This window comes from Streptococcus mitis (genome assembly GCF_047459985.1).
In the GTDB taxonomy this organism is placed as follows: Bacteria; Bacillota; Bacilli; order Lactobacillales; family Streptococcaceae; genus Streptococcus; species Streptococcus mitis_DZ.
This window is the reverse complement of the sequence record NZ_JASHHD010000001.1, coordinates 263,397-289,277: the sequence shown is the minus strand read 5'-3', so window position 1 is coordinate 289,277 and position 25,881 is coordinate 263,397. Positions and strand designations below refer to the sequence as shown.

Sequence of the window (25,881 nt, the reverse complement as noted above, 5' to 3'; positions counted from 1 at the left end):
CTTGCACAAAGTTCCGAAAAGCGCTATCATAGACTATAGATTATGAAAATAAAGAGGTAAGAAGATGCAAGAAAAATGGTGGCACAATGCCGTAGTCTATCAAGTCTATCCAAAGAGTTTTATGGACAGCAATGGAGATGGAATTGGTGATTTGCCAGGAATTACCAGTAAGTTAGATTATCTTGCTAAACTTGGAATTACAGCAATTTGGCTTTCTCCCGTTTATGACAGTCCTATGGATGATAATGGTTATGATATTGCTGATTATCAAGCTATTGCAGCTATTTTTGGGACCATGGAGGATATGGACCAACTGATCGCAGAAGCTAAGAAACGTGATATTCGTATTATCATGGACTTGGTGGTCAATCATACTTCAGATGAGCATGCTTGGTTTGTCGAGGCCTGTGAAAATCCTGATAGCCCTGAGCGAGATTACTATATCTGGCGGGATGAACCCAACGACCTTGATTCTATCTTTGGTGGATTTGCTTGGGAATACGATAAAAAGTCAGGTCAATACTATCTCCACTTTTTCAGTAAGAAACAGCCCGATCTCAACTGGGAAAATGAAAAATTGCGCCAGAAAATTTATGAGATGATGAACTTCTGGATTGATAAAGGGATTGGCGGTTTCCGTATGGATGTCATTGACATGATTGGGAAAATTCCTGATGAGAAGGTAGTCAATAATGGACCTATGCTCCATCCCTATCTCAAGGAGATGAATCAGGCGACCTTTGGAGATAAGAATCTCTTGACAGTAGGGGAGACTTGGGGAGCAACTCCAAAAATTGCCAAGCTCTACTCTGATCCAAAGGGGCAAGAATTGTCTATGGTCTTTCAATTTGAACATATTTGTCTTCAGTATCAGGAAGGTCAACCTAAGTGGCACTATCAAAAAAAGCTGAATATCGCTAAGTTAAAAGATATTTTCAACAAATGGCAGACAGAATTAGGAGTTGAGGATGGCTGGAATTCCCTCTTCTGGAACAATCATGACCTTCCTCGTATCGTATCAATCTGGGGAAATGACCAAGAATACCGCGAAAAATCTGCCAAAGCATTTGCAATCTTACTTCATCTCATGAGAGGGACTCCTTATATCTACCAAGGTGAGGAAATTGGGATGACAAATTATCCGTTTGAAACGCTGGATCAAGTAGAGGATATTGAATCTCTCAACTATGCGCGTGAGGCTCTAGAAAAAGGCGTTCCGATGAAAGAAATCATGGATAGTATTCGTGTCATTGGACGTGACAATGCCCGTACCCCAATGCAATGGGACAAAAGCAAAAATGCTGGTTTCTCAACTGGTCAACCTTGGTTAGCAGTGAATCCAAACTATCAAAGAATCAACGTTCAAGAAGCACTGGCAAATCCAGATTCTATTTTCTATACCTATCAGAAGTTGGTCCAAATCCGTAAGGAGAATAGCTGGCTGATTCGAGCTGACTTTGAATTGCTTGATACAGTTGACAAGGTCTTTGCCTATATCCGTAAAGACGGTGACCGTTGCTTCCTAGTTGTGGCTAACTTATCCAATGAAAAACAAGACTTAACAGTAGAAGGAAAAATCAAATCGGTCTTGATTGAAAACACCCTAGCTCAAGAAGTTTTTGAAAAACAAATCTTGGCTCCATGGGATGCTTTCTGTGTGGAATTGATTGACTAAAAAGTGGGAACCTCAAGCTTATAGAGTTTGAGGTTTTTTACTAAAAATTGTATAGAAAAATCTTTAAAAAATATTTGTTAGAATTTTCTAAAAAATATCTCAAAAGCTCTTGCATTTATAGAAAAATAGGTTATAATGGTGAAAAACCTATCTTAAAGGAGATTGCCTATGAAATCGAAAAAGTGGCTCTTAGGAGCGGGAGTGACCTTGAGTGCAGCCCTTCTTTTGGCAGCTTGTGGTAAAAGTGATAAGAAAGCAGATGCCCCGAGGAGCTTTTCTTATGTTTATGCAGTGGATCCGTCTTCCTTGGATTATAGCGTTACGAGTAAAAGTTCTACCTCTGACGTGATTGGTAATGTTGTTGATGGTCTTTTAGAGAATGATAAATATGGGAATCTTGTTCCGTCTTTAGCAGAGGATTGGACTGTTTCAGCCGATGGTTTGACTTACACTTACAAACTTCGTAAGGGTGTGAAATGGTATACTTCTGAAGGAGAGGAGTATGCAGAAGTTAAGGCACAGGATTTTGTTACCGGTCTGAAACATGCAGCAGATGGTAAGTCAGATGGTCTTTCTTTGATTGAAAAATCAATCAAAGGTTTGGAAGCTTATGTTAGTGGTGAGACCAATGATTTTTCAACTGTAGGTGTTAAAGCTCTTGATGATTATACGGTAGAATATACCCTTAATAAACCAGAAAGTTTTTGGAACTCTAAAGTAACAACAGCAACCATGCTTCCTGTAAATGAAGAATTTTTGAATGCAACAGGCAAGGATTACGGAGCGCCGACCCCATCAAGTATTCTTTACAATGGTCCATATTTTTTGAAATCTTTGATTTCTAAATCTGTGATTGAATATGAAAAAAATCCTAACTATTGGGATAAGGAAAATGTCAAGATTGATAATGTAAAATTAACATTTTATGACGGATCAGATCAAGAATCTCTTATCCGTAGTTTCGCTACAGGAGCATATAATACAGCGAGACTTTTTCCAAATAGTTCAAGTTTTGCTTCCACCAAAGAAAAATATGGAGATCAGATTATTTATAGCCCTCAGGAAGCAACTAGTTATTACTTTACTTTTAACGTAAATCGTCAATCATATAATAAAACAGCCAAGACAGATGAAGGACAAAAGCTTTCTACAAAAGAAGCCATGCTGAATAAAAATTTCCGTCAAGCAATTAATTTTGCCTTTAATCGCCACGCCTATACAGCTCAATTAAACGGTGAAGAAGGTGCGGATAAGATTATTCGTAATAGTCTAGTACCAGATAATTACGTTCAAGTAGCAGAGAAGACCTTCGGACAGTTGGCTCAAGATGAACTACTGAAATATGGAGAACAGTGGAAAGATGTGACTCTCACAGATGGTAAGGATACAATTTACAATCCTACAAAGGCTAAATCTGCATTTGAGAAAGCGAAGTCAGAATTACAAGCTAAGGGAGTAAGTTTCCCGATTCATTTGGATGTGCCAGTAGAACAGACAGATGTAGTTGCGGTTCAACAAACCAATTCGCTAAAACAATCAATTGAAGAAACGCTTGGAGCGGAGAATGTCATTGTAGATGTTCTTCAAATGACAGACAATGAGAAGGAAAGTATTACTTCTCAAGCAAAAGTGCCAGCGCAAAAAGACTATGATTTGAACGGAACAGGTTGGGGACCAGATTACCAAGATCCAGCAACCTATCTCAATATTTTAGATGCTAAGAAGGGTTCTGCCTTGAAACATCTAGGTATAACAAAGGGCAAGGATCCTGAAGTTATGGCGAAAATTGGCTTAGATGAATACAAGAAGCTCTTGGATGAAGCTGCCTCTGAGACCACTAATCTTGACAAACGTTATGAAAAATATGCTAAAGCTCAGGCTTGGGTAACAGATAGTTCTCTCCTTATTCCAGTGGCGTCTTCAGGAGGTTCTCCTATGGTAAGTCGTTCTGTGCCATTTACTAAAGCTTATTCACAAGTTGGTATCAAAGGGGATCCATTTATTTTTAAAGGAATGGAACTTCAAAATGATATTGTTACGACTAAAGAGTATGAGGCAGCCCTCAAAAAATGGCAAAAGGAAAAACTAGAATCTAATGCTCAGTATCAAAAGGATTTAGAAAAACACGTAAAATGAGTCTAGGCTTGTTTTTACAAATAATTTTTAATCAATAAATCGCATAAAAACAAGGGAAGACTGTATGAAAGACAGAAAACCTTTGTTTTTTTAATTCCTAGAGTTTATAAACTTCCATTCTAGAAATTCAATTAACTTTACAAATCCCCACTAATTTGGTAAAATAAACCTATGTTATAAAAACTAACATAAAGGAGAAAGAAGATGAATACAAAAAAGCGTGTCCTTAGTGCAGGCCTGACTTTTGCGGCTGCTTTGCTTTTAGCTGCTTGCGGACAATCAAGTTCAGATACAAAAACTTACTCATCAACCTTTAGTGGAAATCCAACTACATTTAACTACTTATTAGACTACTACGCTGATAATACATCGATTATAACCAACCTAGTTGATGGTTTGCTTGAAAATGACAATTATGGAAATCTAGTTCCGTCTTTAGCAGAGGACTGGTCTGTTTCAAGTGACGGCCTGACTTATACCTACAAATTGAGAAAAGATGCCAAATGGTTTACAGCTGACGGTGAAGAGTACGCCCCAGTTAAGGCACAAGATTTTGTGACAGGTATCAAGTACGCAGTGGACAATAAATCACAGGCCATTGACTTGATTCAAAACTCGATCAAGGGCTTGAATGATTATATTACAGGAGCGGATTCTGACTTTTCTAAGGTTGGGGTGAAGGCCATTGACGACCAGACGGTTGAGTATACTTTGGTACGCCCAGAGCCTTACTGGAATTCAAAAACAACGAATAGTATTCTTTTCCCAGTAAACGAAGAGTTTCTAAATTCAAAAGGGAAAGATTTTGGTACCCTATCTCCAGATAGCATTCTCTACAGCGGACCTTATTTGTTAAAAGATTTCACATCAAAATCATCTATCGAGTATGTGAAGAATCCGCATTACTATGATCATGACAAAGTATCGATTGAACACGTGAAATTAGCTTATTTTGATGGCTCAGACCAAGAATTAACCATCCGTAACTTTGAAAGTGGAGCCTATTCTATCGCTGGGGTTTATCCAAATAGTTCAAACTTTGCTAAGACCAAGGAGAAATATAAGGATAATATCGTCTATAGCTTGCAAGACAAGACTTCTTGGTATTTCAATTTCAACGTCAACCGTAAGGCCTACAATCATACTGCTAAAACGACAGATGAGCAGAAGAAGTCAACTGAGACAGCTGTTTTGAACAAGAAGTTCCGCCAAGCGGTGAACTTTGCCTTGGACCGCACAGCCTATTCTGCTCAGTCAAATGGGGAAGAAGCGGCTAGCAAGACCCTTCGTAACACCCTAGTGCCTCCTACATTTGTCCAAGTTGGAGATAAGACCTTTGGAGAAGTAGTCGCTTCTAAATTGGTCAACTACGGAACAGAATGGTCAGGTATTAACTTGGCAGATGCTCAGGATGCCTATTTCAACAAAGAAAAAGCCCAAGCAAAATTTGCGGAAGCTAAAAAAGAATTGGCAAGTCAAGGTATGACCTTCCCAATTCACTTGGATGTAGCTGTTGATCAGACAAATAAAAATGCTGTGACAGGCATGAACTCAGTTAAGCAGACCCTTGAGTCGGTTTTAGGTGCTGATAATATTGTCATTGATGTTCAACAACTTTCAACAGATGATTTTAATAACGTAGCCTTCTTGGCACCGACACCAGCTGATCGAGACTACGATTTGAACTTTGATGGCTGGGTAGGTGATTATCAAGATCCATCAACTTATCTCAATCCTTTCAATGCAGAGGATGGTTTCTACCTCAAGATTTTTGGTCTAGATGCCAAGGAAGATAAAGCAAAAATTGCTAGCCTAGGTCTAGATACTTACACTACAATGCTCAAGGAAGCGGATAGTGAAAACAAAGATGTGGCGAAGCGTTATGAAAAATACGCCGAAGCTCAAGCTTGGATGATCGATAACTCTCTCCTTATGTCAGCTATGTCAAATGGTGGAACAGCTTCTGTAACTAAAGTGACACCATTTACAAGAGGTTATTCATTGGTTGGTATCAAGGGCGATGGAAATAACTACAAGTACATGAAACTGCAAAAAGATACTGTTACGACCAAACAGTATGAAGAAGCCAAGACTAAATGGGAGCAAGAAAGCAAAAAAGCAATCGAAAAAGCTCAAAAAGAAGCAGAAAATCATGTTAAATAAGATAAAATAGTTTTTCCGAAAAGAAAATTATTCTATGAAGACAATCATCATTTTTTGATGCTTGTCTTTTTGATTTGACTTATTCATTATATTGGTAGCTGAAAAAATCATTGCTTTATGCTAGAATTGATTAGTATTTCTAGGTTTGCTGATATTGTTTGAAAATCTATTAAAAACTATGTAAATATTGTCTTGTCATTGTAAGTCTATTATTAACTTTATTAGTTTTGTATATAAGTTCAAAGTATTTTTTGAGCTGACTGTAGAAATCACTTTAGTTTGCTAGCTGGTTTTTACTTAGTATTATTTTATTTTAGGAATAACTTGATTGAAATTTAGTATGTTTTGAATTGAAGGAGTATCGTATGTATGATTATCTTATCGTTGGTGCTGGTCTTTTTGGTGCAGTCTTTGCCCATGAAGCAGCCTTAAAAGGAAAAAAAGTCAAAGTCATTGAAAAACGAAATCATATCGCGGGAAATATTTATACCCGTGAAGAGGAAGGAATTCAAGTTCATCAGTATGGTGCTCATATCTTCCATACTTCTGACAAGGAGATTTGGGATTATGTAAATCAGTTTGCAGAGTTTAACCGCTATACTAATTCTCCTGTTGCAAATTATAAGGGAGAGATTTATAACCTTCCTTTCAATATGAATACTTTTAATAAACTCTGGGGAGTTGTAACGCCTGCAGAAGCACAAGCCAAGATTGATGAGCAACGTGCTGTTTTAAATGGCAAAACTCCTGAAAATTTGGAAGAACAGGCGATTTCTCTTGTAGGTACAGACATCTACGAAAAATTAATCAAAGACTATACAGAGAAACAGTGGGGCAAGCCAACTACGGAACTTCCAGCCTTTATCATTCGCCGTTTGCCAGTACGCCTGACCTATGATAATAACTATTTTAATGATACCTATCAAGGAATTCCAATTGGTGGATACACTCAAATAGTTGAAAAAATGTTGGATCATGAAAACATTGATGTAGAAATAAATGTTGACTTCTTTGAGAATAAAGAACAATATATGAAGGACTACCCTAAGATTGTCTTTACTGGTATGATTGATGAATTCTTTGACTATAAGTTAGGTGAACTAGAGTACCGTAGTCTTCGTTTTGAAAATGAGACCTTGGATATGGAGAATTACCAAGGAAATGCAGTTGTCAACTATACAGATGCTGATACCCCATATACTCGCATTATTGAACACAAACATTTTGAGTTTGGGAACCAAGAAAAGACTATTATTACTAAAGAACATTCTAAAACTTGGGAAAAAGGTGATGAACCGTATTATCCAGTTAATAATGATCGGAATAATCATTTGTATAAATCGTATAAAAAATTGGCTGATGAGCAAGGGAATGTTATCTTTGGTGGTCGTTTAGGACACTATCGTTATTACGATATGCACCAAGTAATTGGAGCAGCCTTGCAGTGTGTAAGAAATGAGTTGGATTAAACAACTAAAACTGCTAACCAGTTGCTATTTAGAAATATAATCGATAATTCCTTGACTACCTAATGTAGTTGAGGGATTTTTTGATATTATTCATATTTTTGCAAAGTTGTTGTTTAAAAAATAATTTTCTAAAATTCAGAAAATTCTATTGACAGGACTTTAAAAAGAGTCTATAATGGATAAAAAATAAAGGAGAGTACTATGAAAACAAGGAAAGTATTAGCTCTTGCGGGAGTAACTTTATTAGCAGCAGGTGTCTTAGCGGCTTGTTCAGGTGGTTCTGCAACTAAAGGCGAGCAGACTTTTGCATTTACCTACGAGACAGACCCAGATAACCTCAACTACTTAACAACTGGTAAGGCAGCAACTGCCAATATCACTAGTAACGTGATTGATGGTTTGTTGGAGAGTGACCGTTATGGGAATTTGGTGCCATCAATGGCAGAGGACTGGTCAGTTTCTAAAGATGGCTTGACCTATACTTATAAGATTCGTCAGGATGCCAAGTGGTATACATCTGAGGGAGAAGAGTATGCTCCTGTTAAGGCTCAGGACTTTGTGACAGGTCTTAAATATGCGACAGATAAGAAATCAGAAGCCCTTTACTTGGTACAAGATTCAATTAAAGGTTTGGACGCATATGCTAAAGGGGAAAATAAAGATTTCTCTCAAGTTGGAATTAAAGCGATTGACGATCAAACAGTCCAATACACTTTGAACAAACCTGAAAGTTTTTGGAATTCTAAAACAACAATGGGTGTCTTAGCACCAGTTAATGAAGAGTTTTTGAATTCAAAAGGGGATGATTTTGCCAAAGCTACGGATCCAAGTAGTATCTTGTACAATGGTCCTTATTTGTTGAAATCCATTGTAACCAAATCTGCTGTTGAATTTGCAAAAAATCCTAACTACTGGAATAAAGACAATGTGCATATTGACAAAGTCAAATTGTCATTCTGGGATGGTCAAGATACTAGTAAACCTGCAGAAAACTTTAAAGACGGTAGCCTTTCAGCAGCTCGTCTCTATCCAACCAGTGCAAGTTTTGCAGAGCTTGAGAAAGAGATGAAGGACAATATTGTCTATACGCAACAAGACTCTACAACTTATGTAGTGGGGACAAACATCGACCGTCAGTCCTATAAATATACTTCTAAGACTAGCGAAGAACAAAAAACATCTACTAAAAAGGCTCTCCTAAACAAGGATTTCCGTCAGGCTATTGCCTTTGGATTTGACCGTACAGCCTATGCCTCTCAGCTGAATGGACAAACTGGAGCAAGCAAAATCTTACGTAATATCTTTGTTCCACCAACATTTGTTCAAGCAGATGGGAAGAACTTTGGCGACATGGTCAAAGAAAAATTGGTGACTTACGGGGATGAATGGAATGATGTCAATCTTGCTGATGCACAAGATGGTCTCTATAATCCAGAGAAAGCCAAGGCAGAATTTGCTAAAGCCAAATCAGCCCTACAAGCTGAGGGAGTACAATTCCCAATTCACCTAGATATGCCTGTTGACCAAACAGCAACTACAAAAGTTCAGCGCGTCCAATCTATGAAACAATCCTTGGAAGCAACTTTAGGAACTGATAATGTCATTATTGATATCCAACAATTGCAAAAAGATGAAGTGCTTAATGTAACGTTATTTGCACAAACTGCTGCTGGTGAGGATTGGGATCTTTCTGATAACGTCGGATGGGGACCAGACTTCTCAGATCCATCTACCTACCTTGATATTATCAAACCATCTGTAGGAGAAAATACGAGAACTTACCTAGGATTTGATTCAGGAACAAATAATGAGGCTGCTAAGAAGGTTGGTCTCAATGATTATGATAAAATGGTCAATGAAGCAGGAGCTGAAACTACAGATGTTTCAAAACGTTATAATAAGTACGCTGAAGCTCAAGCTTGGCTAACAGATAGTGCCCTAGTCATTCCAACGACATCTCGTACAGGCCGTCCTATCTTGTCTAAGATGAAACCATTTACAATTCCATTTGCATTGGCAGGAAACAAAGGGACAAGTGAACCACTCTTGTATAAATACCTTGAACTTCAAGACAAGGCAGTCACTGCAGATGAATACCAAAAAGCTCAAGATAAATGGACGAAAGAAAAAGAAGAATCCAATAAAAAAGCGCAAGAAGAACTCGCAAAACATGTGAAATAGATTAAACAAGAAGTTAGTTGTTAGCTAACTTCTTTTGGTTTCGAGAAAATAGATTGATGCCTATCTGATGTTCGATATTACGAAATGTATTTTATACTCTTCTAAAATCTCTTCAAACCACGTCAACGTCGCCTTGCCGTATATATGTTACTGACTTCGTCAGTTCTATCCACAACCTCAAAACCGTGTTTTGAGCAGCCTGTGGCTAGTTTCCTAGTTTGCTCTTTGATTTTTATTGAGTATTATTATAGAAAAAATCCTGAGTTTTTATTCTCAGGATTTTCTTTCATCTCACTGTTGTGGTTGTTGAACTTGTGGATTTTGTGACGTTGGTTGGACAGCTTGACCAGCTTGTCCTTGATTAGGATCAGTTACTGGAGAGTTATTGGGTTGTTGACCAACAGTCGTACTTGCCTGTGTAGTTGAAGTTTCAGTTGTTGTAGAGGAATTTTCTACTGTTTGTTGTGTATCAGGAATATTCCATGTATTTCTGGCTCCGTTTTGGAATACGAACTGCCCGTTTCTATATAATCCTTCAGGCATTGTCCAATCTTCAGGATGGTCATCTTCTGATAGATACGATATCATTGAGCGATAAACTTTGGCAGCAACTAGGAAACCATCTCCAATGATTGGAGTTAAACGATTTGAGTATCCAGTCCATACAGCCATAGAATACTTACGAGTATAACCCACAAACATTTCATCTGGAGCTACGTAGCCAGTGTTCTTGATATACTTTTCAATTTCTTCGTCAGTATAGTTAGAAGTACCTGTCTTACCTGCTTGTGGAAGCCATGGTAGGTAGGCTCCACGTCCTGTTCCGTAAGTTAAAACAGTTTTCATCATTTCAGTCATCATATAGGCAGTAGTCTCTTTCATAGCTCGTGTACCAGCATCAGAAAATTCTTTTTCGCTACCATCACTAAAGACGATTTTATTGATATACATTGGTTTGTGGTAAATACCACCATTAGCGAATGCTGCGTAGGCAGCAGCCATTTTTTCACTACTTGCACCATATTTTTTGTTGGATTCAGTTGTATTACTTGAAATGGCATTTGCATAGTGTATACTTGGATACTCAATACCTAATCCATTGAGGAAAGTTTTTGCTTTGTCTAAACCAACCTTATTAAGAGTTTCAACTGCTGTGACATTACGTGATTGTTGTAGTGCGTATTGTACTGTAATGCTTCCAAAATAACTTTTATCCCAGTTGTAGACTGGAGTGTCAGTACCAGGGTAGTTATAAGGAACATCATGTACAATAGACGCAGTAGAGTCATAGACTCCATATTCTAAGGCGGGAGCATAGTCAGTGATTGGTTTCATAGTAGAACCCCAGTCACGGTTAGTTTCAACGGCTTGGTTAACTCCAAAAGATACATTGCTTGATTGGTGACGGGCGCCTAACTGAGCAATGACTTTACCATTTGTTACATCGACGATGGTAGAAGCTACTTGAAGTTCATCATCTGGATAAGCAACGTACTCATCTGTATTGTATACATCCCAAAGTCTCTGTTGAACATTTTTGTCGACATTAGTATAGACTTCCATACCTGTGGTAAGAAGGTTGTAGCCAGTTTCTTGTTCGACTTGGTCGATTACTTCTTTGAGATAGTTGTCCATATAAGCTGGATAACTATTGGCTGATTTCAAGCTTTGGAGGCCGTCAGTGATAGGCGTATTAATAGCTTTTTCGTAATCTTCTGCACTGATGTATTTCTGTCCCTTCATTTCTGAAAGTACCAAGTTCCGACGCTCTAGAGCAGCTTCTGGGTGGGAATATGGATCATATTGGTTTGGTGCTTGAGGCATTCCGGCTAGGAGTGCTAACTGTGGCAAGCTTAAATACTTCAAGTCTTTGCCATAGTAATTTTGGGCTGCGGTTTGCATTCCATAGTTACCGTTAGACATATAGACTTTGTTGATGTAGTAGGTCAGGATTTCTTGCTTGGTTGCTTTTTGCTCTAGTTGAACGGCTAGCCAAGCTTCTTGAGCTTTACGTGACAAGGTTTGATCGGCAGTCGAAGTAGAGAAATAAGTTAATTTGATTAATTGCTGAGTCAAGGTTGAAGCTCCTTGAAGTCCCCCTCTACCTTGGAGATTTCTCAGAGTTGCCCCAAGGATACGAATAGTATCAACACCTCTATGATCAAAGAAACGGTGGTCTTCGATAGATACAATGGCCTTGACCAAGTCAGTAGGGATTTCATTTGCTTGAGTATTTACGCGACGTTCAGATCCAAGGTCAGCAATCAGTTCGTTCTTATTGTCATAAATCTTGCTAGAGGTTGTCGCAACTAATTTACTTTCAGATAAGGCTGGAGCCTTGCTAACAAAGTAGAGGAAGGTACCTCCACCTAATAGAAATAATGCGATAAATAAGGTAAGGAATGTAATTCCAATATACTTTAAAAATCGCAGAATAATTTGTTTATTCATCTTGTTTTACCACCTAGTAAATGTTCTTTGATAATATCGAGATAGGGAATTTGAGGGAAAGCTTCTTGCTTTACTAAATATCCGTATTCTTGAATATATCCAAGTGGCATTGATTTTTGACCCTTATCTTGATGATAAAAGCGAATCAAATCAAGTGCCGGCAACAAATAAGTTTCTTGTTGAGAAGAGAAATGAAGCAGTACGAAGCAAATGCCCTGCTGTTCTAGAACTTGTTCCATATGTTGAATCTGGTGAAGATGGAAGTTCTTCATTGGGATAGCATTCTTTTGACGCGTTTCTTTGGCTTCAAAGTCAATGTAATGTCCTCTATATACGCCAGAGTAATCCGTTGTGGAAGCTTGTCTAAAATAGGCTTCTACAATCTTTGCTCGACTTCGTTGTGGATAGTCTACTCGAACGATCTGAACTGGTGTAGGTTTTTTATGGATAACTGCCATACCATGCGTCAGATAGTAGTCGTTTGTAGCGTTGATCATCTTTTCAAAAGTCATTCCTCGATTTGCGAAATTTTTTGGTTGAGAAATGGATGTTTGTCTTTTTTTTGATGAAATTTTATGAGGATAGTTGACCATATTTCTCCTTATTGGTACAATAACATCACTCTATTATACCATAAAAGTATAAAGAAAGGTGCAAAAATGACTACAGCTTTAATTATGGGCTATTCTAACTTCGATTTGGGTTTGTTTAATGAAAAAGAGATCAGGTTAAAAATTATAAAGAAAGCCATTCGTCGTGATCTAGAAAGTTTAGCAGAAGAAGGGATTAAATGGCTGGTCTTTACAGGGAACTTGGGATTTGAATCTTGGGTTCTCGACGTTGCAAATGAAATGAAAGACGAGTATGATTTTAGCCTAGCGACTATTTTTGATTTTGAAACACACGGGGAAAATTGGAATGAAGCGAATCAGGTTAAGCTTAGCCAATTTAAGCAGGTAGACTTTGTCAAATATGCTTATCCTCGCTATGAACACAAGGGGCAGTTAAGAGATTACCAGCAGTTTTTACTGGCAAATACTGATTTAGCCTATTTTTTCTATGACCCAGAAAATGAGACCAAATTAAAATTTATGGACAACTTGATGACAAATCAGGAAGGTTATCGCATAAAAAGGCTAACCTTTGAAGACTTAAATGAGATGGCAGAAAATTTTTCTGAAAAGTAAGCCTTTGACCTTGATTTTTGTTTGCTTTTTTTTATATAATAATACTATTAGAAACTGAGAATGGAGAGAGAGATGGCAAGTATTATTTTTTCAGCAAAAGATATTTTTGAGCAAGAGTTTGGACGTGAAGTCCGTGGATATAGTAAGGTTGAAGTTGATGAATTTTTGGACGATGTCATCAAGGACTATGAAACTTATGCTGCCTTGGTCAAGTCTCTCCGTCAAGAAATTGCAGAGTTGAAGGGAGAATTATCTCGCAAACCTGAATCTGCACCGGTTCAAGCAGAACCTCTTGAAATGACAGCTACAACTTCTATGACGAATTTTGATATTTTGAAACGTTTGAATCGTCTTGAGAAAGAAGTATTTGGTAAACAAATTTTGGATAACTCTGATCTATAAGAGCTTATTTGAAAAGTGCAATTTTTGGATAATCGCGTGAGGAGAGTTTCTTTTCATGAGGAAAGTCCATGCTAGCACAGGCTGTGATGCCTGTAGTGTTTGTGCTAGGCGAAACCATAAGCCTAGGGACGAGAAATCGTTACGGCAGTTGAAATGGCTAAGTCCTTGGATAGGCCAGAGTAGGCTTGAAAGTGCCACAGTGACGGAGTCTTTCTGGAAACGGAGAGAGTGGAACGCGGTAAACCCCTCAAGCTAGCAACCCAAATTTTGGTCGGGGCATGGAGTACACGGAAACGAACGTAGTACTCTGACTGCTATCAGCTCTAGGCTGTTAGTGGTAGACAGATGATTATCGAAGGAAGTGGTCCTAGTCACTTCTGGAACAAAACATGGCTTATAGAAAATTGCATATAGGTTGGGGCTGAGAAATTTTCTCAACCTCATTTTTTAAAGTGGACATATAGAAAGGTCTTGCAAGACTGTAAAATGAAAAAAGAATTTAATTTAATTGCAACTGTTGCAGCAGGTCTTGAAGCTGTTGTGGGACGTGAAGTGCGAGAGTTGGGCTACGATTGTCAGGTTGAAAACGGTCGTGTTCGTTTTCAAGGAGATGCGAGAGCCATCATCGAAACCAACCTCTGGCTTCGGGCAGCAGATCGTATCAAGATTATCGTTGGGACGTTCCCAGCTAAGACTTTTGAGGAGCTCTTTCAAGGAGTTTTCGCCCTAGATTGGGAAAATTATTTACCGCTTGGGGCTCGATTCCCGATTTCAAAAGCCAAATGTGTTAAATCTAAACTTCACAATGAGCCAAGTGTACAGGCTATTTCTAAGAAGGCTGTTGTTAAGAAGTTGCAAAAACACTATGCCCGTCCAGAAGGCGTTCCTCTGATGGAAAATGGTCCTGAGTTTAAGATTGAGGTTTCTATTCTCAAAGATGTGGCAACTATCATGATTGATACGACAGGGACTAGCCTCTTTAAACGTGGCTATCGTACCGAAAAAGGTGGCGCTCCTATCAAGGAAAACATGGCAGCAGCCATTTTACAACTCTCTAACTGGTACCCAGACAAGCCCTTGATTGATCCGACCTGTGGTTCGGGGACTTTCTGTATTGAGGCAGTTATGATTGCTAGAAAGATGGCTCCAGGACTTCGTCGCTCTTTTGCTTTTGAGGAATGGAACTGGATTAGCGATCGCTTGATTCAAGAAGTGCGCACAGAGGCGGCTAAAAAAGTGGATCGTGAGCTGGAACTGGATATTATGGGATGTGATATTGATGCTCGCATGGTGGAAATTGCTAAGGCTAATGCTCAGGCGGCAGGTGTTGCAGGAGATATTACCTTTAAGCAGATGCGCGTGCAGGATTTACGTTCCGATAAAATCAATGGTGTGATTATTTCCAATCCGCCTTATGGTGAACGCTTGTCAGATGATGCAGGGGTGACCAAGCTTTATGCGGAAATGGGTCAAGTATTTGCACCGCTAAAAACCTGGAGCAAGTTTATCCTAACTAGTGATGAAGCCTTTGAGATCAAGTACGGTAGTCAGGCGGATAAGAAACGTAAGTTGTACAATGGAACCTTAAAAGTTGATTTGTATCAATATTTTGGTCAGCGCGTTAAACGTCAGGAAGTAAAGTAGAAAGGAAAACTCATGAGTAAGAAAAGACGTAATCGTCATAAAACAGAACATAAAGAAGCGCAATTTGATTTTGATGATGCCAAAGAGCTAACAGTTGGAGAAGCCATGCGAAAAAATGAAGAGGTGGAAGCGGGTGTATTGCCTGGAGATTCTATCTTGGACAAGTATGTGAAACAACATAAAGATGAAATTGAGGCAGATAAGTTTGAAACGCGTCAGTTTAGCAAGGATGATTTAGTTGAAAAAGAAGAGGTAGAGGAGATAGAGGAGACTCAGACTCTGGATAATTTGCTTCAAGAGCTTCGTGAGGAAACAGGAGTAACTGCTCTAGCTCCAGAAGATGAATTGAGTCAGTTTGATGATTTAGAATTAACACGAGTTTCAGAAGCTCCTCTTGTTGAAGAATTTGAGACTGAAGAGGTACAATTGGTCGGAGCGGAAGAGTCCCTCACACGTTCTCGAGTGACAGATAGTGAAGATGGAAAAAGTAAGAAGAAAGGGGTACTTTATGGGCTTCTAGCAGCCTTAGTGGTTCTTATCCTTGGAACTGGTTATTATGTTTATCGTCAAGTAGCTCGTTCAACCAAGGAAATCCAGACTTCTCAATCAACTACAAACACGCAGTCAGATGTAGAAGAATTCAATAATTTATATGATGCTTTCTACACAGATAGCAATAAAACGGCTTTGAAGAATAGCCAGTTTGATAAACTGAGTCAACTCAAGACCTTGCTTGATAAGCTAGAAGGTAGTCGTGAATATACGCTTGCCAAATCGAAATATGATAGCTTAGCAACGCAAATCAAGGCTATCCAAGATGTCAATGCTCAATTTGAGAAGCCAGCTATTGTGGATGGTGTTTTGGATACCAATGCTAAAGCAAAATCGGATGCTAAATTTACAGATATTAAAACTGGAAATACGGAGCTTGATAAAGTGCTAGATAAGGCTATTAGCCTTGGTAAGAGCCAGCAAACCAGCACTTCGAGCTCAAGTTCAAGTGAAACTAGCAGCTCAAGCTCTAGTCAAGCAAGTGAAAATATTGCTAGTGAGACAAGCCCAAGTAGCTCAAATACTACATCAAATGAAACTAGAAGTACTCGCAGTGAAGTCAATATGGGTGTATCAAGTGCAGGAGTTGCTGTTCAAAGAAGTGCCAGTCGTGTTGCCTATAATCAGTCTGCTATTGATGATAGTAACAACTCGGCCTGGGATTTTGCGGATGGTGTCTTGGAACAAATTTTAGCGACTTCACGTTCGCGTGGTTATATCACTGGTAACCAATACATCCTCGAACGTGTCAATATCGTTAATGGCAATGGTTATTACAACCTCTACAAGCCAGATGGAACCTATCTCTTTACCCTTAATTGTAAGACAGGCTACTTTGTTGGAAATGGTTCTGGGCATGCGGATGACTTGGACTACTAAGCAGTCGTTACAAAATTCTTTCTTTTCAAAAGTAAAAATGATAAAATAAAACAAATTAAACAAGAGGAGTGTCAAATGACAAAAGCTAACTTTGGTGTCGTTGGTATGGCCGTAATGGGTCGTAACCTTGCCCTTAATATTGAATCTCGTGGTTACACAGTTGCTATTTACAACCGTAGTAAAGAAAAAACTGAAGATGTGATTGCTTGCCATCCTGAAAAGAAATTTGTACCGAGCTATGACGTTGAAAGTTTTGTAAACTCAATCGAAAAACCTCGTCGTATTATGCTGATGGTTCAAGCTGGACCTGGTACAGATGCTACAATCCAAGCCCTTCTTCCACACCTTGATAAAGGTGATATCTTGATTGACGGAGGAAATACTTTCTACAAGGATACCATCCGTCGTAATGAAGAATTGGCAAACTCAGGTATCAACTTTATCGGTACTGGGGTTTCTGGTGGTGAAAAAGGTGCCCTTGAAGGTCCTTCTATCATGCCTGGTGGACAAAAAGAGGCCTACGAATTGGTTGCGGATGTTCTTGAAGAAATCTCAGCTAAAGCACCAGAAGATGGCAAACCATGTGTGACTTACATCGGTCCTGATGGAGCTGGTCACTATGTGAAAATGGTTCACAACGGTATTGAGTATGGTGATATGCAATTGATCGCAGAAAGCTATGACTTGATGCAACACTTGCTAGGCCTTTCTGCAGAAGATATGGCTCAAATCTTTACTGAGTGGAATAAGGGTGAATTGGACAGCTACTTGATTGAAATTACAGCTGATATCTTGAACCGTAAAGACGATGAAGGTCAAGATGGACCAATCGTAGATTACATCCTTGACGCTGCAGGTAACAAAGGAACTGGTAAATGGACTAGCCAATCATCACTTGACCTTGGTGTGCCATTGTCACTCATCACTGAGTCAGTATTTGCACGTTACATTTCAACTTACAAAGAAGAACGTGTACATGCTAGCAAGGTGCTTCCAAAACCAGCTGCCTTCAAGTTTGAAGGGGATAAGGCTGAATTGATTGAAAAAATCCGTCAAGCTCTTTACTTCTCAAAAATCATTTCATACGCACAAGGTTTTGCTCAATTGCGTGTAGCTTCTAAAGAAAACAACTGGAACTTGCCATTTGCAGACATCGCATCTATCTGGCGTGATGGCTGTATTATCCGTTCTCGTTTCTTGCAAAAGATTACTGATGCTTACAACCGTGATGCAGACCTTGCTAACCTTCTTTTGGATGAGTACTTCTTGGATGTTACTGCTAAGTATCAACAAGCAGTGCGTGATATCGTAGCTCTTGCGGTTCAAGCTGGTGTACCAGTGCCGACATTCTCAGCAGCTATCACTTACTTTGATAGCTACCGTTCAGCGGATCTTCCAGCTAACTTGATTCAAGCACAACGTGACTACTTTGGTGCCCATACATACCAACGTAAAGACAAAGAAGGAACATTCCACTACTCTTGGTATGACGAAAAATAAGTAGGTCAGCCATGGGGAAACGGATTTTATTACTTGAGAAAGAAAGAAATCTAGCTCATTTTTTAAGTCTGGAACTCCAAAAAGAGCAATACCGAGTTGATCAGGTAGAAGAGGGCAAAAATGCCCTTTCCATGGCTCTTCAGACAGACTATGACTTGATTTTACTGAATGCTCATTTAGGGGATATGACAGCCCAGGCTTTTGCAGAACAGCTGAGTCGGACAAAACCAGCCTCAGTGATCATGGTTTTGGACCATCGAGAAGGGTTGCAAGACCAACTTGAAACTATCCAGCGTTTTGCTGTTTCATACATCTATAAGCCTGTGATTATAGAAAATTTGGTAGAACGAATTTCAGCCATTTTTCGAGGTCGGGACTTCATTGACCAACATTGTAGCCAGATGAAAGTTCCAACATCCTATCGTAATCTGCGTATGGATGTTGAAAACCATACTGTCTATCGTGGTGATGAGATGATTGCTCTGACACGCCGGGAATACGATCTTTTAGCGACTCTTATGGGAAGCAAGAAGGTTTTAACTCGTGAACAGTTGTTGGAAAGTGTTTGGAAGTATGAAAGTGCGACCGAAACCAATATCGTGGATGTCTATATCCGTTATCTACGTAGCAAGCTTGATGTAAAAGGTCAAAAAAGCTACATTAAAACCGTGCGTGGTGTTGGGTACACCATGCAAGAATAGAAAAGCAGTTGCAGTCATGTAACTGCTTTTTTGAGGATTGTACATATTGACATATAGTTTGGTCTTTGCTACAATTAGTTATGGAGGAAAATCTAATGAAAACAATAAAAAAATTGATGCAAATTGCATTAGCAGTCTTTTTCTTCGGTTTGCTGGTTACAAATACAGTATTTGCAGATGATTCAGAAGGTTGGCAATTTGTCAAAGAAAATGGTAGAACCTACTACAAGAAGGGTGACATCAAAGAAACGGACTGGCGAGTGATTGATGGCAAGACCTATTATTTTGATTATAATGGTGAAATGGTTGTTGGTTGGCAGTACATTCCAATGCCAGTTAAAGGATATACAATTGGTCCTTACCCTAATGGTATAAGATTAGAAGGTTCCCCAATGCCAGAATGGTACTACTTCGATAAAAATGGGGTACTACAAGAGTTTGTAGGCTGGAAAGCATTAGAGATTAAAACAAAAGATAGTGTTGGAAGAAAGTACGGGGAAAAACGTGAAGATTCAGAAGATAAAGAAGAGAAGCGTTATTACACGAACTATTACTTTAATCAGAATCATTCTTTAGAGACAGGTTGGCTTTATGACCAGTCTAATTGGTATTATCTAGCTAAAACTGAAATTAATGGAGAAAACTATATTGGTGGTGAAAGACGTGCAGGTTGGATAAATGATAACTCAACTTGGTACTATCTAGATCCAGAAACTGGCATTATGCAAACAGGTTGGCAATATCTTGGTAATAACTGGTACTATCTCCGTTCATCAGGGGCTATGGCGACTGGTTGGTATCAAGATGGCTCAACGTGGTATTATCTTGATGCTCAAAATGGTGATATGAAAACTGGTTGGCAAAACCTTGGTAACAAGTGGTACTATCTCCATTCATCAGGAGCTATGGCAACTGGTTGGTATCAAGATGGTTCAACTTGGTACTACCTAAATGCAAGTAATGGCGATATGAAAACAGGCTGGTTCCAGGTCAATGGAAAATGGTACTATGCTTATAGCTCAGGTGCTTTGGCAGTGAATACGACTGTAGATGGCTATTCTGTCAATTATAATGGCGAATGGGTTCAATAATGAAAGAGGCGATTGTGAAGGAAACAATCGCTTTTTTTGTGAAAATATAATAAAATAGATAGGAGAGAATAAATATTTGTATGAAAAATAATACTCTTCGAAAATCTCTTCAAACCACGTCAGCGTCGCCTTACCGTAGGTATATGTAACTGACTTCGTCAGTCTTATCTGCAACCTCAAAGCTGTGCTTTGAGCAACCTACGGCTAGCTTCCTAGTTTGCTTTTTGATTTTCATTGAGTATAAGACGGCTTTTTCGTCTAGTAAAAGGAAAATATGACAAAAAAAGTTGGTGTCGGTCAGGCACATAGTAAGATTATTTTAATAGGGGAGCATGCGGTCGTTTACGGTTATCCTGCTATTTCCCTGCCTCTTTTGGAGGTGGAGGTGACTTGTAAGGTGGTCCCTGCAGAAAGACCTTGGCGTCTTTATGAGGAGGATACCTTGTCCATGGCGGTGTATGCTTCGCTGGAGTATTTGGATATCAAAGAAGCCTGCATTCGCTGTGAAATTGACTCGGCTATCCCTGAGAAACGGGGCATGGGTTCGTCAGCAGCTATCAGCATAGCAGCCATTCGTGCGGTATTTGACTACTATCAAGCAGAACTACCTCATGATGTACTAGAAATCTTGGTCAATCGGGCTGAGATGATTGCCCATATGAATCCAAGCGGTTTGGATGCTAAGACCTGTCTCAGTGACCAGCCTATTCGCTTTATTAAGAATGTAGGATTTACAGAGCTTGAGATGGACTTATCAGCCTATTTGGTCATTGCCGATACGGGCGTTTATGGTCATACTCGTGAAGCTATCCAAGTGGTTCAAAGCAAGGGCAAGGATGCCCTGCCGTTTTTACATTCCTTGGGGGAATTGACCCAGCAGGCAGAAGATGCGATTTCACAAAAAGATGCTGTAAGATTGGGACAAATCCTCAGTCAAGCGCATTTACATTTAAAAGAAATTGGTGTCAGTAGTCCTGAGGCAGACTCTTTGGTTGAAACGGCTCTTAGCCATGATGCTCTGGGTGCCAAGATGAGCGGTGGTGGGCTGGGAGGCTGTATCATAGCCTTGGCAGACAATTTGACACAAGCACAAGAATTAGCAGAAAGATTAGAAGAGAAAGGAGCTGTTCAGACATGGATAGAGAGCCTGTAACAGTACGTTCCTACGCAAATATTGCTATTATCAAATATTGGGGAAAGAAAAAAGAAAAAGAGATGGTGCCTGCTACTAGCAGTATTTCTCTGACTTTGGAAAATATGTACACGGAGACGACTTTATCATCTCTGCCGACGGATGCGACAGCTGATGCCTTTTATATCAATGGCCAGCTACAAAATGAGGCGGAACATGACAAGATGAGCAAAATTATTGACCGCTACCGTCCAGATGGTGAGGGTTTTATCCGTATTGATACTCAAAACAATATGCCTACCGCGGCGGGTTTATCCTCAAGTTCTAGTGGTTTGTCCGCCTTGGTCAAGGCTTGCAATGCCTATTTCAAACTTGGTTTGACTCGGAGCCAGTTAGCGCAGGAAGCCAAGTTTGCCTCAGGGTCTTCTTCTCGGAGTTTTTATGGACCGCTAGGAGCCTGGGATAAGGATAGTGGAGAAATTTACCCTGTAGAGACAGACTTGAAACTAGCTATGATTATGTTGGTGCTAGAAGACAAGAAAAAACCAATTTCTAGCCGTGATGGGATGAAACTTTGTGTGGAAACATCGACGACTTTTGATGACTGGGTGCGTCAGTCTGAGAAAGACTATCAGGATATGCTTCTTTATCTCAAGGAAAATGACTTTGCCAAGGTTGGGGAATTAACGGAGAAAAATGCCCTTGCTATGCACGCTACTACAGAAACAGCATCACCAGCCTTTTCTTATCTGACCGATGCTTCTTATGAAGCCATGGACTTTGTCCGCCAGCTTCGAGAGCAAGGAGAATCCTGCTACTTTACCATGGATGCCGGTCCCAATGTCAAGGTCCTCTGTCAGGAGAAGGACTTGGAGCATTTATCAGAAATCTTTGGTCAACGTTATCGCTTGATTGTGTCAAAAACAAAGGATTTGAGCCAAGATGATTACTGTTAAAACATGCGGAAAACTCTATTGGGCAGGGGAATATGCTATTTTAGAGCCAGGGCAATTGGCCTTGATAAAGGCCATTCCCATCTATATGAAGGGGGAGATTGCTTTTTCTGATAGTTACCGTATCTATTCAGATATGTTTGAGTTCGCAGTTGATTTGACACCAAATCCTGACTACAGCTTGATTCAAGAAACGATTGCCTTAGTGGATGATTTCCTGACTTATCATGGCCAGACCTTGCGACCTTTTTCTCTAGAAATCCGTGGAAAAATGGAACGAGAAGGGAAAAAGTTTGGTCTGGGTTCTAGCGGTAGCGTCGTTGTCTTGGTTATCAAGGCCCTACTGACTCTGTATAATCTTTCAGTTGATCAGACTCTCTTATTCAAGCTAGCCAGTGCTGTCTTGCTCAAGCGAGGAGACAATGGTTCCATGGGAGACCTTGCCTGTATTGTAGCAGAGGATTTGGTTGCCTACCAGTCATTTGATCGCCAGAAGGTGGCTACTTGGTTGGAAGAAGAAAACTTGGCGACAGTTCTGGAGCGTGATTGGGGCTTTTCAATTTCACAAGTGCAACCAGCCTTAGAATTTGATTTTTTGGTGGGTTGGACCAAGGAAGTAGCTGTGTCTAGTCATATGGTCAAGCAAATCAAGGATAATATGAATGCTAGCTTCTTGCAGGCTTCAAAAGAAACTGTGAGCTCTTTGGTGAAGGCTTTACATGCAGGTCAAGAAGATAAAATCATTGACTTGCTAAATCAGGCTAGTCTGCTTTTAGAAGGCTTGAGTTCAGATATTTACACACCTTCGCTCAGGCAATTAAAAAATGCTAGCCGAGACTTAAAAGCTGTTGCAAAAAGTAGTGGTGCTGGTGGTGGAGACTGTGGGATTGCTCTCAGTTTTGACCAAGACTCGACCACATTACTGAAAAAACGCTGGGCTAATCTAGGGATTGAGCTCTTGTATCAAGAAAGGATAGGACATGACGATAAATCGGAAGGATGAGCACATCCGCTATGCCCTTGAACAAAAAAGTTCTTATAATAGTTTTGATGAGGTGGAGTTAATCCACTCCTCACTACCCTTATATGACTTAGATGAGATTGATCTTTCGACAGAATTTGCAGGGCGTAAATGGAACTTTCCTTTTTATATTAACGCCATGACAGGTGGGAGTGATCGGGGCAGAGAAATCAATCAAAAATTAGCCCAGGTGGCAGAGGCCTGCGGGATTTTATTTGTAACGGGTTCTTATAGCGTAGCGCTAAAGGATCCAACAGATGACTCTTTTTCTGTCAAGTCTAGTCATCCAAATCTCCTCCTTGGAACCAATATTGGATTGGACAAGCCTGTCGAGTCAGGACTTCAGACTGTAGAAGAAATGAATCCTCTTCTCCTGCAAGTACATGTCAATGTCATGCAGGAATTACTCATGCCTGAAGGAGAAAGAACGTTTAGAAGCTGGAAATCGCATCTAGCAGACTATAGCAAGCAAATTCCCGTTCCTATTGTCCTAAAGGAAGTGGGCTTTGGAATGGATGCCAAGACTATTGAAAGAGCCTATGAACTGGGTGTTCGAACTGTGGACCTATCGGGTCGTGGTGGTACTAGCTTTGCTTATATCGAAAACCGTCGCAGTGGTCAACGTGATTACCTCAATCAATGGGGGCAGTCCACCATGCAAGCCCTTCTCAATGCCCAAGACTGGAAAGACAAGGTCGAATTCTTGGTCAGTGGAGGGGTTCGGAATCCGCTGGATATGATTAAGTGCTTGGTCTTTGGTGCCAAGGCCGTAGGACTGTCTCGAACAGTTTTGGAATTGGTTGAAACCTACACAGTTGAAGAAGTGATTGACATTGTCCAAGGCTGGAAAACAGATTTACGCTTGATTATGTGTGCCCTTAATTGTGCCACCATAGCAGACTTACAAAAAGTAGACTATCTTCTTTATGGAAAATTAAAAGAAGCAAAGGATCAGATGAAAAAGGCGTAACCACCGCCTTTTTTCCATCTTCAGACTGAGGTGCCTTTTTTGAATTGTGATAAAATAGAAGGGAGAGGATGAACCTATGAGAAAATTTAAAATCTTTTTATTTATCGAAGCTTGTCTTTTGACAGGAGCTCTGATTTTGATGGTTTCAGAGCATTTTTCGCGTTTTCTGCTGATTCTATTCCTCTTTTTGCTTTTGATTCGCTATTACACTGGTAAAGAGGGAAATAACCTTCTGTTGGTAGTGACAACCATTCTCTTCTTTTTCATCGTTATGCTCAATCCCTTTGTGATTCTAGCTATTTTTGTTGCGGTCATCTATAGCCTCTTTCTTCTTTATCCGATGATGAACCAGGAAAAAGAGCAGACCAATTTAGTTTTTGAAGAGGTGGTAACGGTTAAGAAGGAGAAAAATCGTTGGTTTGGAAATCTCCATCATTTTTCAAGCTACCAGACTTGCAAGTTTGATGATATCAATCTCTTTCGTTTCATGGGGAAGGACACTATTCATCTGGAGAGGGTCATCCTAACCAATCATGATAATGTCATTATCCTCAGAAAGATGATAGGCACGACCAAAATCATTGTACCTGTAGATGTGGAAGTCAGTCTTAGCGTTAACTGTCTCTATGGGGATTTGACTTTTTTCAACCAACCCAAGCGAGCCCTCCGAAATGAACACTATCATCAAGAAACAAGAGACTATCTTAAGAGTAACAAGAGTGTCAAAATTTTCTTGACCACTATGATTGGGGATGTGGAGGTGGTCAGAGGATGAAAAAACAAGCTTATGTCATTATTGCTCTCACCTCCATCCTGTTTGTCTTATTTTTCTCCCACAGCTTGATGGAAATTCTTGATTTTGACTGGTCTATTTTCCTGCACGATGTCGAAAAAACAGAAAAATTTGTCTTTTTGTTATTGGTCTTTAGCATGTCCATGACCTGTCTCTTAGCCCTATTTTGGCGAGGTATTGAAGAGCTTTCTCTAAGAAAAATGCAGGCTAATCTCAAGCGTTTATTGGCAGGGCAAGAAGTGGTTCAGGTTGCCGATCCAGATTTGGATGCCAGTTTCAAGTCCTTGTCTGGGAAACTTAACCTTTTGACAGAAGCTCTTCAAAAGGCTGAAAATCAGAGTCTTGCTCAGGAAGAGGAGATTATAGAGAAGGAACGGAAGCGGATTGCTCGGGACTTGCACGATACGGTCAGTCAGGAGTTGTTTGCGGCCCACATGATTTTATCAGGTGTCAGCCAGCAGGTTTTGAAACTGGACAGAGAAAAGATGCAGATCCAGTTGCAGAGTGTCACAGCTATTTTAGAAACCGCCCAGAAGGATTTGCGGGTCTTGCTCTTGCATTTGCGGCCGGTTGAGTTGGAGCAGAAGAGTCTGGTTGAGGGAATCCAAATCCTCTTAAAAGAGCTTGAGGACAAGAGTGATCTTAAGGTTAGTCTCAAGCAAAATGTGACGAAATTGCCTAAGAAAATCGAGGAACATATCTTCCGTATCCTGCAAGAGTTAATCAGCAATACCCTACGACATGCCCAGGCATCTTGTCTGGACGTCTATCTCTATCAGACAGATTTTGAATTGCAACTGAAGGTGGTGGACAATGGGATTGGGTTCCAACTGGGGAATTTAGATGACCTGAGTTATGGACTCCGCAATATCAAGGAGCGGGTTGAAGATATGGCAGGGACGGTTCAGTTATTAACAGCTCCCAAGCAAGGGCTGGCGGTTGACATCCGTATTCCCCTGCTCGATAAGGAATGATAAAGGA

Annotated in this window: 20 protein-coding genes and 1 other RNA gene; 19 read left to right on the top strand and 2 right to left on the bottom strand. The window is 39.9% G+C overall.

Translation table 11 applies throughout. From position 1 onward, the window contains the following. Positions 1–64: 64 nt before the first annotated feature. The 5 genes from QM959_RS01360 to QM959_RS01340 all read left to right on the top strand — a co-directional run bounded on the left by QM959_RS01360 (position 65) and on the right by QM959_RS01340 (position 9,624). On the top strand, positions 65–1,675 hold the full coding sequence (locus QM959_RS01360) for a glycoside hydrolase family 13 protein (protein ID WP_414370901.1): 1,611 nt from the start codon (positions 65–67) through the stop codon (positions 1,673–1,675). 168 nt (positions 1,676–1,843) lie between these two features. Beyond that, positions 1,844–3,811 carry a peptide ABC transporter substrate-binding protein gene (locus QM959_RS01355; RefSeq protein WP_414370899.1) on the top strand — a complete coding sequence of 656 codons (1,968 nt, stop codon included), beginning with the start codon at positions 1,844–1,846 and terminating at the stop codon, positions 3,809–3,811. 204 nt (positions 3,812–4,015) lie between these two features. Next, positions 4,016–5,974 carry a peptide ABC transporter substrate-binding protein gene (locus QM959_RS01350; protein ID WP_414370897.1) on the top strand — a complete coding sequence of 653 codons (1,959 nt, stop codon included), beginning with the start codon at positions 4,016–4,018 and terminating at the stop codon, positions 5,972–5,974. 365 nt (positions 5,975–6,339) lie between these two features. After that, a complete protein-coding gene (gene glf / locus QM959_RS01345) occupies positions 6,340–7,443 on the top strand; it encodes a UDP-galactopyranose mutase (RefSeq protein ID WP_414370895.1) in 1,104 nt (367 codons plus the stop codon). 201 nt (positions 7,444–7,644) lie between these two features. After that, entirely contained in the window at positions 7,645–9,624 is a 1,980-nt protein-coding gene (locus QM959_RS01340) for a peptide ABC transporter substrate-binding protein (protein ID WP_414370893.1), read from the top strand. Positions 9,625–9,915: 291 nt separating this feature from the next. Here the strand turns inward: QM959_RS01340 and pbp1a are convergent, their stop codons facing one another. Further along, positions 9,916–12,075 carry a penicillin-binding protein PBP1A gene (gene pbp1a, locus QM959_RS01335; RefSeq protein WP_414370892.1) on the bottom strand — a complete coding sequence of 720 codons (2,160 nt, stop codon included), beginning with the start codon at positions 12,073–12,075 and terminating at the stop codon, positions 9,916–9,918. Continuing rightward, positions 12,072–12,668: a Holliday junction resolvase RecU gene (gene recU, locus QM959_RS01330; RefSeq protein ID WP_414370891.1), complete on the bottom strand. Its 597-nt coding sequence runs from the start codon at positions 12,666–12,668 to the stop codon at positions 12,072–12,074. Before recU ends, pbp1a begins: the two co-directional genes overlap by 4 nt. Before the next feature lie 66 nt (positions 12,669–12,734). On the opposite strand from recU, the gene QM959_RS01325 reads away from it, so the two are divergent. The 14 genes from QM959_RS01325 (at position 12,735) to QM959_RS01260 (ending at position 25,874) form a co-directional block, all read left to right on the top strand. Further along, positions 12,735–13,262, top strand: coding sequence for a DUF1273 domain-containing protein (locus QM959_RS01325; protein ID WP_414370889.1), 528 nt, complete (start codon positions 12,735–12,737; stop codon positions 13,260–13,262). A 72-nt stretch (positions 13,263–13,334) separates the two neighbouring features. Continuing rightward, positions 13,335–13,664 (top strand): cell division regulator GpsB, encoded by a 330-nt coding sequence (gene gpsB / locus QM959_RS01320; protein WP_247935598.1) that lies wholly within the window; start codon positions 13,335–13,337, stop codon positions 13,662–13,664. 20 nt (positions 13,665–13,684) lie between these two features. Next, an RNA gene (gene rnpB / locus QM959_RS01315) (RNase P RNA component class B) lies at positions 13,685–14,066 on the top strand. Positions 14,067–14,150: 84 nt separating this feature from the next. Beyond that, positions 14,151–15,308 (top strand): THUMP domain-containing class I SAM-dependent RNA methyltransferase, encoded by a 1,158-nt coding sequence (locus tag QM959_RS01310; protein WP_414370887.1) that lies wholly within the window; start codon positions 14,151–14,153, stop codon positions 15,306–15,308. A 12-nt stretch (positions 15,309–15,320) separates the two neighbouring features. Then, positions 15,321–16,739: a cell division site-positioning protein MapZ gene (gene mapZ, locus QM959_RS01305; protein ID WP_247935600.1), complete on the top strand. Its 1,419-nt coding sequence runs from the start codon at positions 15,321–15,323 to the stop codon at positions 16,737–16,739. A gap of 75 nt (positions 16,740–16,814) precedes the next feature. Further along, entirely contained in the window at positions 16,815–18,239 is a 1,425-nt protein-coding gene (gndA, locus tag QM959_RS01300; RefSeq protein WP_414370884.1) for an NADP-dependent phosphogluconate dehydrogenase, read from the top strand. Positions 18,240–18,250: 11 nt separating this feature from the next. Then, positions 18,251–18,940 carry a response regulator transcription factor gene (locus QM959_RS01295; RefSeq protein WP_247935602.1) on the top strand — a complete coding sequence of 230 codons (690 nt, stop codon included), beginning with the start codon at positions 18,251–18,253 and terminating at the stop codon, positions 18,938–18,940. 95 nt (positions 18,941–19,035) lie between these two features. Then, positions 19,036–20,031 (top strand): choline-binding protein CbpJ, encoded by a 996-nt coding sequence (cbpJ, locus tag QM959_RS01290; protein WP_414370882.1) that lies wholly within the window; start codon positions 19,036–19,038, stop codon positions 20,029–20,031. Between the two features lie 274 nt (positions 20,032–20,305). Continuing rightward, a complete protein-coding gene (gene mvk / locus QM959_RS01285) occupies positions 20,306–21,184 on the top strand; it encodes a mevalonate kinase (protein ID WP_247935605.1) in 879 nt (292 codons plus the stop codon). Next, entirely contained in the window at positions 21,166–22,119 is a 954-nt protein-coding gene (gene mvaD / locus QM959_RS01280) for a diphosphomevalonate decarboxylase (RefSeq protein ID WP_414370879.1), read from the top strand. Before mvk ends, mvaD begins: the two co-directional genes overlap by 19 nt. After that, positions 22,106–23,119, top strand: coding sequence for a phosphomevalonate kinase (locus QM959_RS01275; RefSeq protein WP_414370877.1), 1,014 nt, complete (start codon positions 22,106–22,108; stop codon positions 23,117–23,119). The genes mvaD and QM959_RS01275 overlap by 14 nt, the downstream gene beginning before the upstream one ends. After that, the gene (gene fni, locus QM959_RS01270) at positions 23,097–24,107 is read left to right on the top strand and encodes a type 2 isopentenyl-diphosphate Delta-isomerase (protein WP_414370875.1); all 1,011 of its coding nucleotides are present in this window, start codon (positions 23,097–23,099) and stop codon (positions 24,105–24,107) included. Before QM959_RS01275 ends, fni begins: the two co-directional genes overlap by 23 nt. Positions 24,108–24,183: 76 nt before the next feature. Beyond that, complete coding sequence (gene liaF, locus QM959_RS01265) at positions 24,184–24,882, top strand: cell wall-active antibiotics response protein LiaF (protein WP_414370874.1); 699 nt, start codon at positions 24,184–24,186, stop codon at positions 24,880–24,882. Continuing rightward, positions 24,879–25,874, top strand: a complete 996-nt coding sequence (locus QM959_RS01260; RefSeq protein ID WP_414370873.1) for a sensor histidine kinase — start codon at positions 24,879–24,881, stop codon at positions 25,872–25,874. Before liaF ends, QM959_RS01260 begins: the two co-directional genes overlap by 4 nt. Positions 25,875–25,881 lie beyond the last annotated feature (7 nt).